This window comes from Halomonas sp. NyZ770, assembly GCF_020616575.1.
In the GTDB taxonomy this organism is placed as follows: domain Bacteria; phylum Pseudomonadota; class Gammaproteobacteria; order Pseudomonadales; family Halomonadaceae; genus Vreelandella; species Vreelandella hamiltonii.
The window spans coordinates 2,596,504-2,609,762 of record NZ_CP085143.1 but is presented as its reverse complement, the minus strand read 5'-3'; the positions used below and the strand labels follow the sequence as shown (position 1 = coordinate 2,609,762).

General features: G+C 55.7%; 13 protein-coding genes. 6 read left to right on the top strand and 7 right to left on the bottom strand.

Annotated features, from left to right (window positions below):
* Positions 1-2: 2 nt before the first annotated feature.
* A complete protein-coding gene (locus LG409_RS12025; RefSeq protein ID WP_016807180.1) occupies positions 3-899 on the bottom strand; it encodes a cation transporter in 897 nt (298 codons plus the stop codon).
* 95 nt (positions 900-994) lie between these two features.
* On the opposite strand from LG409_RS12025, the gene cadR reads away from it, so the two are divergent.
* Together cadR and nadS are read left to right on the top strand one after the other, a co-directional pair.
* Positions 995-1,402 carry a Cd(II)/Pb(II)-responsive transcriptional regulator gene (gene cadR, locus LG409_RS12020; RefSeq protein WP_004364961.1) on the top strand — a complete coding sequence of 136 codons (408 nt, stop codon included), beginning with the start codon at positions 995-997 and terminating at the stop codon, positions 1,400-1,402.
* A 307-nt stretch (positions 1,403-1,709) separates the two neighbouring features.
* A complete protein-coding gene (gene nadS / locus LG409_RS12015; protein WP_039181156.1) occupies positions 1,710-1,994 on the top strand; it encodes a NadS family protein in 285 nt (94 codons plus the stop codon).
* A 550-nt stretch (positions 1,995-2,544) separates the two neighbouring features.
* On the opposite strand, the gene cls is transcribed toward nadS, so the two are convergent.
* The 6 genes from cls to LG409_RS11985 form a co-directional block, all read right to left on the bottom strand.
* Positions 2,545-4,023, bottom strand: a complete 1,479-nt coding sequence (cls, locus tag LG409_RS12010; protein WP_050980320.1) for a cardiolipin synthase — start codon at positions 4,021-4,023, stop codon at positions 2,545-2,547.
* Entirely contained in the window at positions 4,020-4,769 is a 750-nt protein-coding gene (locus LG409_RS12005) for a ferric reductase-like transmembrane domain-containing protein (RefSeq protein ID WP_081137392.1), read from the bottom strand. The genes cls and LG409_RS12005 overlap by 4 nt, the downstream gene beginning before the upstream one ends.
* Positions 4,770-4,901: 132 nt before the next feature.
* Positions 4,902-5,942 (bottom strand): L,D-transpeptidase family protein, encoded by a 1,041-nt coding sequence (locus tag LG409_RS12000; protein WP_081195058.1) that lies wholly within the window; start codon positions 5,940-5,942, stop codon positions 4,902-4,904.
* On the bottom strand, positions 5,939-6,769 hold the full coding sequence (gene lgt / locus LG409_RS11995) for a prolipoprotein diacylglyceryl transferase (protein WP_081195060.1): 831 nt from the start codon (positions 6,767-6,769) through the stop codon (positions 5,939-5,941). The genes LG409_RS12000 and lgt overlap by 4 nt, the downstream gene beginning before the upstream one ends.
* A gap of 18 nt (positions 6,770-6,787) precedes the next feature.
* Positions 6,788-7,648: a F510_1955 family glycosylhydrolase gene (locus tag LG409_RS11990; protein ID WP_039181150.1), complete on the bottom strand. Its 861-nt coding sequence runs from the start codon at positions 7,646-7,648 to the stop codon at positions 6,788-6,790.
* Positions 7,649-7,739: 91 nt separating this feature from the next.
* Positions 7,740-9,344 (bottom strand): multicopper oxidase family protein, encoded by a 1,605-nt coding sequence (locus tag LG409_RS11985; protein ID WP_026001907.1) that lies wholly within the window; start codon positions 9,342-9,344, stop codon positions 7,740-7,742.
* 319 nt (positions 9,345-9,663) lie between these two features.
* On the opposite strand from LG409_RS11985, the gene LG409_RS11980 reads away from it, so the two are divergent.
* The 4 genes from LG409_RS11980 (at position 9,664) to LG409_RS11965 (ending at position 13,129) form a co-directional block, all read left to right on the top strand.
* The gene (locus LG409_RS11980) at positions 9,664-9,861 is read left to right on the top strand and encodes a hypothetical protein (RefSeq protein WP_144983648.1); all 198 of its coding nucleotides are present in this window, start codon (positions 9,664-9,666) and stop codon (positions 9,859-9,861) included.
* A 148-nt stretch (positions 9,862-10,009) separates the two neighbouring features.
* A complete protein-coding gene (locus tag LG409_RS11975; RefSeq protein ID WP_096921764.1) occupies positions 10,010-10,579 on the top strand; it encodes a Spy/CpxP family protein refolding chaperone in 570 nt (189 codons plus the stop codon).
* Between the two features lie 79 nt (positions 10,580-10,658).
* Positions 10,659-12,938 carry a heavy metal translocating P-type ATPase gene (locus tag LG409_RS11970; protein ID WP_096921765.1) on the top strand — a complete coding sequence of 760 codons (2,280 nt, stop codon included), beginning with the start codon at positions 10,659-10,661 and terminating at the stop codon, positions 12,936-12,938.
* Positions 12,935-13,129, top strand: coding sequence for a DUF2933 domain-containing protein (locus LG409_RS11965; protein ID WP_016915536.1), 195 nt, complete (start codon positions 12,935-12,937; stop codon positions 13,127-13,129). The genes LG409_RS11970 and LG409_RS11965 overlap by 4 nt, the downstream gene beginning before the upstream one ends.
* Positions 13,130-13,259 lie beyond the last annotated feature (130 nt).

Below are 13,259 nucleotides of genomic sequence, written 5' to 3'. Positions count from 1 at the left end.
GCTTAATCCTTGAGCGCCAGAATGCGTCTAGCACCGTTAAGTACAATTACCCCCGCGATGGTGCCGATAATCAGATCCGGATAATTGGACCCGGTCCACGCGACCAGAGCGCCGGCGGTGATGACCCCCAGGTTGATCACCACGTCGTTGGCCGAGAATATCCAGCTTGCCTTCATGTGCGCCCCGCCCTCCCGATGTTTGGATATGAGCAGCAGACAACTGGTATTGGCAATCAATGCGACGAATGCGATAGCCATCATCACCAGCGATTCAGGCTCACTACCGAATACAAAGCGTCTCACCACCTCTATGAGTACGCCCACAGCCAAGATCAGTTGCAGTACACCAGCAAGATGCGCGGCACGTACCTGCATTTTCACGCTATGTCCAACCGCATAAAGGGCAAGCCCGTACACCGCCGCATCGGCAAAATTGTCCAGGGATTCTCCAATCAGGCCGGTGGACTGGGCGATCAGACCGGCAGTCATTTCCACCACGAACAGAAGTGCATTGATGCCGAGCAACCAGCGCAGGGTCCCGGATTCTTGCTTAGCAGAAGCTGCCGAAAACTCGGCGGCCTTGATGGTCTCCGGATTTGCAGCGACGGTTTCCTGAAGCGAGGCGCCTAGCCCCAAGGTCTTCAGTTTCGAGGTGACGGGCTCGACCTCGCCGTCATGCACGACCTTCAGCCGGCGGTTCGACAAGTCGAAGGACAGCGCCCGAATCTCCTCAAAGCCGTTCAGGGCTAGGCGAATCATTCGTTCTTCTGATGGACAGTCCATCTTCGGCACGGCATAAACACTGACCCATCTCCCTGGCGCCTCGGAGGAGGCCTGTATATCGGTATCCGCTGCGGACGTTGCATCACCGCCACAGGCGCCACCACAGGATTTGCTCATGATACGACTCCACTTGAACAATGTTGTGGTACCATTTAAAACTATAAAGCTACTATAAGGTCAATAGAGTAAAGAATCCGTTGGGGAGGAGGCTGATGCGCATTGGTCAGTTGGCGCAGTTGGTAGGGGTCGAAACACAGACGATCCGCTTCTATGAACAGCAGGGCTTGTTGCCGCCGCCTGATCGGCAGGACAACGGTTACCGTGTCTATACCGAGAAGCATGGTGAGGGGCTGGCCTTCATCCGTCGCTGCAGAATCCTGGGCCTGTCACTGGCTGAGATTCACGAACTACAGAGCTATCAGGACGACCCTCATCAGCCTTGTACCGCCGTCAACGCCTTGCTCGATGATCACATCTCTCATGTGCGGTCGCAGATAACCGCTCTGCAAGCGCTTGAGAAACAACTCGTTTCACTGAGAGCGAGTTGCAACGATGACCGGGAAGTTGAGGCGTGTGGGGTTCTTGCTGGAATTAGCGAAGGAAACATGCACCAGCAGTAGGTGAAGCATCAACCAGATAATCCGATGAGATGCCGGTCTGTCTCACTCTCATGCAAAGGTAAGATCAACCATTTAATCCGCTTACCCGCGCCTGCAATGCGGAAACCAAGAATTATCAATACGTTATCTTTTCCAGGGATTACATTACTCACATGTCTTTCATCCTGTTAGCAGCCAGATGACAACCAGGCGGCGACCATATATCTGTGATATTGGCCTACCCTAAGAACATGAAGGACAACATAACACTTGCTGAAAAGGCCGCATTGAAAACACTGACCCACCAATTAAAGGAGGAAGTTTCTGGATGAGCATTTTTGACGAACTCCAAACATCGCTGCAGGAAGCCGTTGAGATTAATCAGGGCAACACTGAGGCTAGCCGCACAGCACGCCATGAAGTAGCCGATGTAAAAGCCATTCGTACCAAGCTCAATGTTTCTCAGGCGGAATTTGCCAGCGCAATGGGAACCAGCGTGGATACGATCAAAAGCTGGGAAGGCAAACGTAATAATCCTACGGGGCTAGCCGCTAAGGTACTGGCGACGATTCGGAATAACCCAGACTTTTTCAATGAAATTGCTTCACACTAACACCTACTTTCCTGACATAAGAATAATGGTAATTTGACGTGAGTGTGAAAAGCGCATTCTTAGACGCGCACTCCCGGAAAAATTGCGCCATCACCTGAAGCCCTTGAATCCGCATGCGAATGCAATGGCCTTGTTCAGCCAGCTACATACTACTGTCAACCACCGTAAGGTTGTCTTGGTCTGCGCAACAATATCTTCTTCATTAACTAAGACCCTCTCCTAGGGAATCTGCGCAGTCAACGAATCGGAGGCGTCCAATAGCCTGCTCGTCACAGAGTCAACAGCCGTTGCACAGATCTCGTTACGGTTGTACCAGACCCTAACGAGTTTAATGGCGTACAGTTACCACACCAGCCCGAGCCAACTCGGTGAATCGCATTACCTTTTCTTCAACTGTTCATTTTATTTCAGCTTAAAACCGAGAGGTTGCCTGAAGTTTACTATCTGGATTGAGTATTGCACGAGGGGCTTTCATCATGGCCTGAAACTCCAAAGCGAAGACTTGAATGCAAAATCACAGGCCAGCGGGCAATAGAGTGATCAAGCACACTCATAAGACCGGCGCAAACAAATAGGCCGCTCGAGCCGCCACCCGATGCCAAAGCGGCTTATCGCTGATCTCTTCTGGCTGCATCTGCCGTGCCCGCGCGAAATCCGCCTTGAACATCGCATCAACCTCGGCGGCAAAGTCGGCGTCCATCACCATCGCCGTCACCTCGAAGTTGAGTCGAAAGGAGCGGTTGTCGAGGTTAACGGTACCCACTGCCGCACCGATTTCGTCAACCAAAAAGGCTTTGCCATGTAAGAAGCCCCCCTCGTAGCGATAGACCTCGACCCCCGCCTCGAGAAGCGAATCGAGAAAGGCATAGGCCGCAAAGTAGGTTAGAAGGTTATCTGGACGTTCGGGAATCAGGATTTTCACCTCTACTCCGCTTAACGAGGCTAGTTTAAGCATCGCCAGCACCCCCTCATCTGGCACAAAGTAGGGACTGGATATCCAGATACGCTCTTGCGCGGCGTGAATTGCCTGTTGAATCATCAGACTAGCCGTCTCAAATCGGTCTGCGGGCCCACTCGGAAGAATGAGCACCGGTGTACCATGGCCGCTTGGAATTAGCGGTGACCAGGGAAGCTCGGGGATTTCCTCAGTCGCCCAGTGCCAATCTTCAAGAAACACCAGCTGCAGCGCCAAGGCCGCAGGCCCCTCAATCATTAGGTGGGTATCACGCCACGGGCCAATTCGTGGGTGGCCTTCCAAGTATTCATCGCCAACATTGAATCCACCGACCCAGGCTCTTTCCCCATCGGCCACCATTATCTTGCGATGGTTGCGAAAGTTGAGCTGGAAGCGATTACCTGTCCCCCGCGTAGAATGAAAGCGATGTACTCGAACACCCGCCTCTTCCAGCGTCTGGAGATAGTGGCTCGGCAACGCATAACTTCCAATTTCATCGTATAGAAAGAAGACCTCCACGCCCTGCCTAGCCTTCTCAATCAGCCGTGCCTGCAGCGCCAATCCCACTGCATCAGCCCGAACGATATAAAACTGCACAAGCAGATAGCGCTCAGCAGCATCAATACCGGCAAACAAGCTCTCGAAGGTCTGCTCACCGTCGATCAGCAGTTCCACCCGGTTGCCACCTAGAAACGGCAGCTTGGCCAGCTGTTCGACACCCACCAGATGCTTGTCAGCGTGTTCATCCGAAACCCCATGAGCCCGCAGCTCGGCCAGTTTTTCAGCAAGCGCCTGCCCCAACACCGAGTTCTCGTCGCGTCGTGCAGAGACATAGCCCTGGAATTTCGTGCGGCCGAACACCCAGTAGGCTGGCACCGCCACATAGGGCAATGTGTTTAGTGAAACGATCCAGGCCACAGCTCCCTGAGAGGTACGGCTCGACATCATCGCATCCAGTGACGACACAAACCCAACCAGATGAGCAACTCCCACCACGAGCAGTAAACGACGCCAGAATCGACGTCGCCTGGAGGGCAGCGTTACTGCCCCCGGCTTTTCCCTTTCATCGCTCATGCTCCCCCTAAACCACCTTTTCTTCGCTGTAAAATCAGTTTTATCATTGCCGCAACCTGAACGGTAAAGACAATACTCACGAGCCCTACAAACCAGAACCGAAACCAATTGGGCCCAGACACCCCACTCTGGAAAACTAGATTCCTGAGACTCAGCTCATAATGTAGGAAGAGAAAGTAGATTCCATGAAGAGCAACTAGATAGAAAACCACATAGGCATAATTTTGAAGATGCTTCCATGTTGAGCTTCCCAGGAAGCGCATGGCCTTGTCGGATGATATGGCAAACAGGACGAGCCCAAAAAAGAGGGCGACTAACCCGACCATATTCGCAAGCCCGAACCCCGGATCCACAAGAACCGGGCCTGAAAGCCCCGCCAAAGGCAGCTCCTGATAGCCTAAAAATCCACGAATCGACCACCGTGCCCAGCCATCCCACACTAGAAAAGCATGCACAGAGGCAAAGATCGCAAACCAGATCCCGAAGGCTCGCCGCCAATTGACAAGAAAGCTCAATTGCCTAGGCCATATTTTCACCACAGGGCCTATCACCATGGTGACAAATAACAGGATAAAAGCAGCATCGCCTAAAGCACGCCAAGTGCGCATCTCAGCGTCCCACTCCATTCGGCTCAACCAAAAAAGATAAGCTGTCATGGCACCAATCAGTACAACAACGAAATGTCTTCCAATTCTATGACGCCTAGTCGACATACTGACTTTTTTAGCTATAACGTGATGGTTCATATTTTTTCATACCTAGACACCACTTCATCGCAAGGCTAACCCTATTTCACATATGATTAATATCGACTTTATTCGGGTGCCTGGGAAGCTTGGCTGACTTTTCTCAGCATCCCAAACACCCTTATGAAAGCGTTAAAGACCCACCTCATAAAGCAATATCAAGGGTTGTGCTTGTTCTTCTAGAAGCTCATCCTGAGTTGGCGTATCGATGGGCACTACTTGACCGTCGGATCTCTCCAGCAGTTCTTGGAGTTGTGCATAATTTACCGATTGATCCAAGATGTACTGATTGAGCTTCGGCTGCATCTCAAGCAGTGCTTGTCTGCCGTGGTTCTGATTTTCAAGAAACTGATATACCTGCACGAACGCAGTGCCATCGTCCCAGCCGATCTTGACGGGCTGATCGACGATATTAACCTGAGTGCCTAAAGGCACAGCACCGAATATTGCTTTAACATCTTCCGGAAACATGCGTATGCAGCCACGGCTGGCGCGCATGCCAATGCCGTCCGGATCATTGGTACCGTGAATTAGATAACCAGGAATATCGAGCAGGATGGCATGCTTGCCGAGCGGGTTATCGGGACCCGGCGGCACCACTGAGGGTGCCGGTTCGCCTCGCGCCGCCGCTTCTTCACGCATGGAACGTGGCGGATACCAGGCAGGATCCTCAAGCCGCATGGTAGTGGTGGTAATTCCCAGTGGGGTGTTATAGCCATCTCGACCGATACCGATCGGATAGGTCTCGACTCGCGGCACCTCACCTTCGCCTATCTCCGGAAAATAGTAGAGACGTAACTCGGCGATGTTAATTACAATGCCAGTCCTCTCGGCATCGGGCAGGATATACTGGGCTGGCACGAGCACTTCTGTTCCGACGCCCGGCACCCAAAGACTGACGTTCGGATTAGCCCGACGGATTTCCTCGTAGCCCAGGTTATGGGTACGGGCGATATCGAGGAGCGTATCCGCCTCGTTGTCTACCACTACCTTATAGGCCTCACCAATCAGGTCACCGTACTCAGGCAACCTGTAGTGGCCCTGCGGCCACTCCCCCACGTCTTCAGCAAGCACAGGCGAAGTGCTCAGCAGCGTAGCGATAAGCAACGCCCCTAGCCCCGTTTTAATAATAATGGCAGTAATGGTGTTGGAGTGCCCAAGCGATAGTATCATTGTGTCCTCCTCTCTCGGCGGCGCAGATATAAACCGGGTTGGCTATGATTATCCACCGGTTGTTGGCGCGACCAGGTGATCAGCGCCATGCCGACCAGTATCATAGGGGCAGTCAGCAGCATTCCCATGGTGACCCAGCCAAACGCGAGGAAGCCGATGTGTTCATCCGGCAACCTCACGAATTCAACTGTGAAGCGAAACACGCCGTACAGCAGCAAAAAAAGACCAGAGATCAGACCTCGCCGCCTCGGTTCAGCGGAAAGCCACCACAGCAGCACGAACAGCACCACCCCTTCCAGGGCGAATTCATAAAGCGCAGAGGGGTGTCGTGGCTCTGGGCCCATGTGGGGAAACGGCATCGCCCAGGGCAGGTTGCTGACGCGCCCCGGCAGCTCGTGATTGATGAAATTGCCGATTCGCCCTGCACCAAGACCGATCGGCACCAGTGGTGCGATGAAGTCGGTTAGGGCAAAGAAGCCGAGCCGATGCTTTCGCGCAAACCATAGCGTCGCCGCCAGCACCCCGAGCAGTCCACCATGAAAGCTCATACCGCCTTCCCAAACTTTGAACAGCCATAAGGGGTTGGCCATAAACTGTTCTATTCCATAGAACAGGACATAGCCCAACCGGCCACCAACCACTACGCCTACCGCGGAGTAAAAGATCAGGTCGCTAATGTCATCGTGGGTTAGCTTAAGCCGATTAGCTCTAAGGCGCCCAAGCCACCAGGCGGCGCCGAAGCCCACCACATACATCAGGCCATACCAGTGAATCGCGAACGGGCCGAGGCTGATGGCCACTGGATCAATCTGGGGATATTGCAACATGTGGTATCTCCCAATTCATTAGAGGTGCGACCAATCGCGCCCACCGTTATTACTGATCAGCAGTTGATTGAGGTCATCAACCGCCACCAAACGCTGGGAGTCGTGCGGATCCAGCGCCAGATGCATCAGATAGCGCTCTTCCCAGCCACGCTTGACTACCTCCCAATCCCGGCTGCCCTCCCCAACTCTCAGCAAGCCTACCCCTATCATGAAGGCGTAAAGCTCTCCTTGGCTGGCCACCACCAGGCTCGTAGGGCGACGCTCAGGGTATACTTGTCGCCATCGTTCGCCTCCGTCAGGACTCATCAATAGCCCGGTTTGGGTGGCGGCATAGAGTTGTTCGGGATCACGGCTCGAGGCAGCCAGTGAAATCAGCCCGGCCGGCGCCTGGGCGCGAATCTGCCAATTGGCTCCACCATCCTGGCTGACTTGGAGCTGGCCACCATTAGCCCCATAGAGCACGTCGGGACTGGCCTCACTGATGGTCATCTGATGAAAGTCCACCGGGCCATCAACGCCGATAGCTAATTGTGACCAGCTGCGGCCTGAATCCCGGGACTTAACCACGCCGAGGTTGCCTCCCCTGGCCGGGTGGCCGCTGGCAAAGAAGGTCTCGGCTTCTTCCGGGTGAGGAGCAAAACCCATGAAGTCATGGGTCTCCTCCGAGACCCGGCGGGCCATTCCATCACTACCAACGGCATAGAAGCCATGATGGGTGGCCAACCATAGTCGTTCGCTATCCGCTCGATCGACGGCCAGGCCGTGAATATGGGTCTGCTCTCGCAGTTGCTCAAGACTGATACTACTCGGTTCTCGGGAGCAACCTGAAAGCAAGGTAAGCAGGAAGGCCACGGCGAGTGGCCAGCGATAATAGGTCATGACATCACGTCCTTATCAGTCGTCAGGTGGACAAGCACCACGCAAAGCCAACGCACAACGCCAAAGCAAAACAAGGCAAGGCAAGGCAAGCTCAACTCACACGGATCGTTGCCATCATGCCTAGCTCTTCGTGTTCGATGATGTGGCAGTGGAACAGCCAATCGCCGGGCTTGAGGAACACCATGCGCAGCCTGAGACGCTGATAAGGAGCCAGGTTGACGGTGTCCTTCCAGGCCAGCCAGGGCGCGTCTCGCCATTCCCTGTCAGCATCGCGGGTAGCGATCACCTGAAAGTGGGTGCCATGCACATGGAAGGGGTGATCCATATGGGAGTTATTGAAGACTTCCCACTCCTCTACCTCGCCAACCTGCCCCTCAAACAGGACGTCGTTCATGGCAAAGGCACGGCCGTTGATCAGAAAATCCACCTTGGGCCGAACCGCTCTATCATCGTCGCTAGCGTGACTCGCCCCATGCCCCGGCCCATGGGTTCCGTGATGGCTGTCACTGCCGCCGTGGCCGGCATGCGGATCGCCATTCACCGCACCGTGATTGTCATGGTCTGGCATCACCTCGGTCAGTTCCACTTGACGTCTCACCACTGGTTCGCCCAGGGGTTCGATATGGGACAAGGGGTCAGGTAACGCGACGGCGGGGTATACGCCAGTATTTAGGGTATGAATCGATAATAGCGAAGCAATCTCGTCCAGATGTGCCGGCTTAGCCCCCATCCAACCACGTGTATAGGGATGACTCGCCAGCTCAAAACTCCTTTCAGATTTCTCGCTGATGCGTACTAGCAGATCGACCCGCTCACCCGGGGTGAGCAGCAACTCTTCGAGTGGTTGTGGTCGCTCGATCAGCCCGCCATCGGTACCGATCAGGGTCAACTCGTGATCTTCCAAGCGTAAACGCAAGTACCGGCCAGCACAGGCGTTGACCAGCCGCAGCCGCAGAGTAGTGCCCGGCGCCACATCAAGACGTGGCTCGCGTTGGCCGTTGACCAACAGAAGCTCCCCCTCGCGTCCATTCATCCAATCTTCGCTGGTATGGGGCGCCACTTCGCCATTCATATTCAGGCGCAGGTCGCTGACCACTAGCAAATGCTCTTCCACCTCCGCGGGCAACACGCCTAATCGGGGCCTGACCAACAATGCACCCGCTAAACCATGAGCTACCTGACGCGCAGTACCTTCATGTGGGTGGGGGTGAAACCAGTGTAACCCTGCACTCCCCCTATGAAAAACATAACGATAATGTCGTGACTCTCCTGGTAATACGGCTTCCCAGGGTGCCCCATCTTGCGACTGGGGCACCGGTACCCCATGCCAGTGCAGCGTCGTTTCCTGCTCAAGCTCATTTATCAGCGTAATGTCTAACTCATCCCCCTCGCGCACCTCAATCAATGGCAACACTTTACCGTTGTAGAGCCACAACTTTGCCTCCAGCCCATCGCTCACTGGCAGCGCATGGGCAGCGGGGGTTAACACACTTTGAAAGCGCCCAACCTGATCACTCAAGTTTGCAATCCGAGGCAATGGTTGAAGGGGTTGTCCTGCAGGGATGCTAGCGTTATCTAGCAGAGCTGTTGGTGACGCCTGTGTATGCCGTCCGGCCAAAGCGTGAACCAATAGGCCAGACCCAGATAGGGCAATACCACCCAGGGTGGTGTAGCGAAGAAATTCGCGACGTTTCATGGCTATTCCTCGTGATTAAAATCATCATCTTGGCCCGCCATAGGCGAGCTGAACGTTCAGCGATGAAGGTTTAAACGCGAGGAGGGCGATCAAAGAGCGCGCGCGGAGCTGGCGACCAGTTGACCAGATAACGAGGCAAGGTCGACGTGGCGGAGGTTGCGTCTTCGATAAGCAACGCGAGATTTACCGCACACTGAGCACAGGGCATACAGCACTCTGCCATATGGGAGGCATCGTGGTCGCCAATGCTGACCGACCCAACAACTTCGATCGCTCCACTGGCTAGATCAATGTCAGTGAACAGACAAGGTTCATCTTCATGATGATCCATCGCCACGACTATCAATGGCTGCGCCAAGGCAAGGCTTATCAGCAAACAAAGCAGCCATTTAAAAGTGGAGCAATTCATGACAAAGAAGTAATCACTATCGAGTGGAGGATATTAAGAGTATTTCATGGCTTCACAGACACACGCAACCCAAGTGCAGCAGGCAGGTTGCCGAATTACCAAAATTGATACAGGTCAACAAACTGCCTACTTTCACGCCCTGAGATGCCTTAGGCATGCCTGAATGCCATATTGAGAATTGACCTAGGTGCTACACATAGCCTCAATACTTCAGGCATCGGCCTTTGATATAGGCCTGTCGCTAAGGAGAACGACCATGGATATTCGCAAGCACACTCTCGCCTTCGGACTCACCCTGGCCCTCGCAGCCAGTGGTACCGGCATTGCTTTCGCCCAGGGAATGATGGGTGACCAAGCGGGCCAGGGACGCTCCATGATGGAGGGCGGCATGGGTTCCGGCATGATGGGCGGCGGCCAAGGCGGAATGGGGCCCGGCATGATGGGGGAAATGATGGGCGGCGGCATGATGCCCTGCCCGATGATGGGCGGCGCCGGCATGGACATGATGTTGATGCTCGATGATGATCAACGCAGCGAGATGCGTGAGCTGATGCAGGAGCACCGACCTGCCCAGTTCGAACGCATGGGGCGGATGATGAACCTACGCGACGACCTGATGGCGGAGATGCACGGCGATCGCCCAGACCCTGATGAGGTTCAGGCGCTACACGGACAGATGGCCGAGTTGCACGGTGAGATGATGGCCGAGATGGTGCGCATGCGAAATGCCATGCATGACCTGATGAGCGACGAGCAGCGCCAACAGCTTGAGCAGGCCACACCCGAGGGCGGCGTCGATCCTGACGACCATGACGCCCACCACTGACCGAGATGTCACTGCGTAGGCATTAGGACGGACGGCCAACCCTGGCCGTTCTCTCATCAACGCCAGCAGGAGGTACACGATGTCCGATTCGACCCCGAACACAATCACCCTGACGGTGCCCGGCATGGGCAGCGACCACTGCGCCGGCATTGTGCGCAAAACGCTCGAACGCCTTGATGGCGTGGGCGTGATTCAGACCAATATTGCCAATCACCATGTCAGTGTGACCATCAAGGCAAGCGGGCCCGACGGCGACACCTTGAAGAAAGCCGTCGAAGGAGCAGGCTATGACGTGGCTGCCGTGCAGAGTGATCAGGAGGACGCCGAGAGCGACTCCGAGATCGAGGAGGCCTATCTAAGTCAGGCTCGCAGGCGACTGATCATCGCCGCGATACCCACCACCCTGATCATGCTGCTAATGATTCCGCACATGTTCTGGCAGCCAATTCCCGGCTATCTGGCCATCGTGGCACTGCTAGCCTTCCCGGTGGTATTCCTCTATGGCGGGGCAGCCACCCACAAGTCGACCTGGCGCTCGTTGAAAAACGGAACCTTTAATATGGATGTGCTGATCTCCATGGGCAGCCTGCCGCCCTACCTGATTGGCCTGGTCGGCTTTTTCTACACCATGACCTCGTTCATTGAGATGGCTGCCACCATCATGACCTTCCACTTGCTGGGCCGTTATTTGGAGGCACTAGCCAAAGGGCGCGCCTCCCAGGCTATTCGTCGCCTGATGACGCTGGGCGCCAAGACAGCGCGGGTGGAGCGCGACGGCGAGGAAATTGAAGTGCCGGTGAAAGAGCTCACGCCCGGTGACATCATGATCGTGCGCCCCGGCGATAAAATCCCCACCGACGGCGAAGTGGTCGAGGGTGAGAGCCATCTCGACGAGTCCCTCGCTACCGGCGAGTCGATACCGGTCTACAAGAGCACCGGCGACAGCGTGATCGGCGCCACCATCAACAAGGAGGGCCGATTGCGGGTCAAGGCGACCCGCGTCGGCGCCGATACTTTTCTCTCCCAAGTGGTGCGTCTGATCGACCAGGCTCAGGGCTCACGGGTGCCAATCCAAGAATTCGCCGACCGTATGACCGGCCGCTTCGTGCCAGCGGTACTGGCTATTTCACTGGCTAGCCTGATTGCATGGGCGCTGTTTCCAGACGTCCTGCGGCCGATTCTGGACTGGGGCGCGACCTTCCTGCCTTGGGTGAATCCAGATGCCAGCACACCAACGCTAGCCCTGATTGCCGCCGTCGCCGTGCTTGTCATCGCCTGTCCCTGCGCCCTCGGCCTAGCCACCCCCACCGCGCTGATGGTGGGCTCCGGTATCGGTGCCGAGCGCGGCATCCTGATCCGCTCCGGCGAAGCGATCCAGACCTTCAAGGACGTCAAAGTGATGGTGCTCGACAAGACCGGCACCATTACCCGCGGCGAGCCGAAACTCACCGATGCCGTCACCGCCGAAGGAGTCGAGGAAACGCGCCTGCTGACCCTCGCCGCGAGCGTGGAGAACGCCTCGGAGCATCCCATCGCCCGGGCCATCGTGGATGGTGCCAAGGAACGCGATGTGAAGCCCGGTGAAGTCAGCGATTTTCGCTCCACCGGAGCGCGGGGCGTCTCGGGCAAGGTGGGCGATGAAACCGTGCTGATCGGCAATCGTCGACTGCTGGAAGAGGAAGGCGTGACAGGCCTTGAGGCTCTTGATGACGCCATGGCAGAGCTCGAGGGCAAGGGGCGCACCGTTGTGATCGTCGCCGCCGACGGTCAGGCCCTGGGCCTGGTGGCAGTGGCCGATACCCTCAAGGAAAAATCCGTAGAGGCCATCCGCGGCATGCATGACCTGGGCCTGCACGTGGTGATGATCACCGGCGACAACGAGCGCGCCGCCCGTGCCGTAGCAGACGAGGTGGGCATCGACGAGGTTCAGGCCGGGGTGTTGCCGGAAGGTAAGGTCGATGCCATCCGTAAACTTCAGGAGAAACATGGCAACCACGTGGCCATGGTCGGCGATGGCATCAATGATGCCGCGGCGTTGAAGCAAGCCAACGTTGGCATAGCCATCGGCGCGGGGGCAGATGTGGCCATTGAGGCCGCCGATGTGACCCTGGTGCGCGGCGAACTGACCGCCGTGGTGGATGCCATGCACCTATCTCGCGCCACCTTCGGCAAAATCGTCCAAAACCTGATCTGGGCCAGCGCTTATAACGTGGCAGCCATTCCCATCGCCGCGATTGGTCTGCTGCACCCGATGATCGGCGTCATCGCCATGACCGCAAGCTCTCTCTCCGTCATTGGCAACTCGCTGCTACTCAAGCGGCGCTTCGCCACAAACAACCCACAAGGAGACGCCAAATGAACCGCATTCACCACTGGATGATGACTGCTTGCTTAGTAATTATGGGCGTGGCCATGTTCTTTCTAATGTGGCGCGGCCAGTCACTGGGCACTGGGGCCTGGCTGTTGCTTCCCCTGACACTCTGTCTTGGCATGCATTTCCTCATGCATCGCCATTTCGGTCATCATCAAAGAAATAAGGATGAGAAGTGAGCCAGCGTCATTGCGTTCATGAAATCGATGTCTTCGGCATCAAATATAGCCAGTACTAGCTTCAGTCTTCCTTAAAGAGACAGGTGGCCAAGTAGTGACCACCTGCTATTTAAATATATAGATTTTGCTG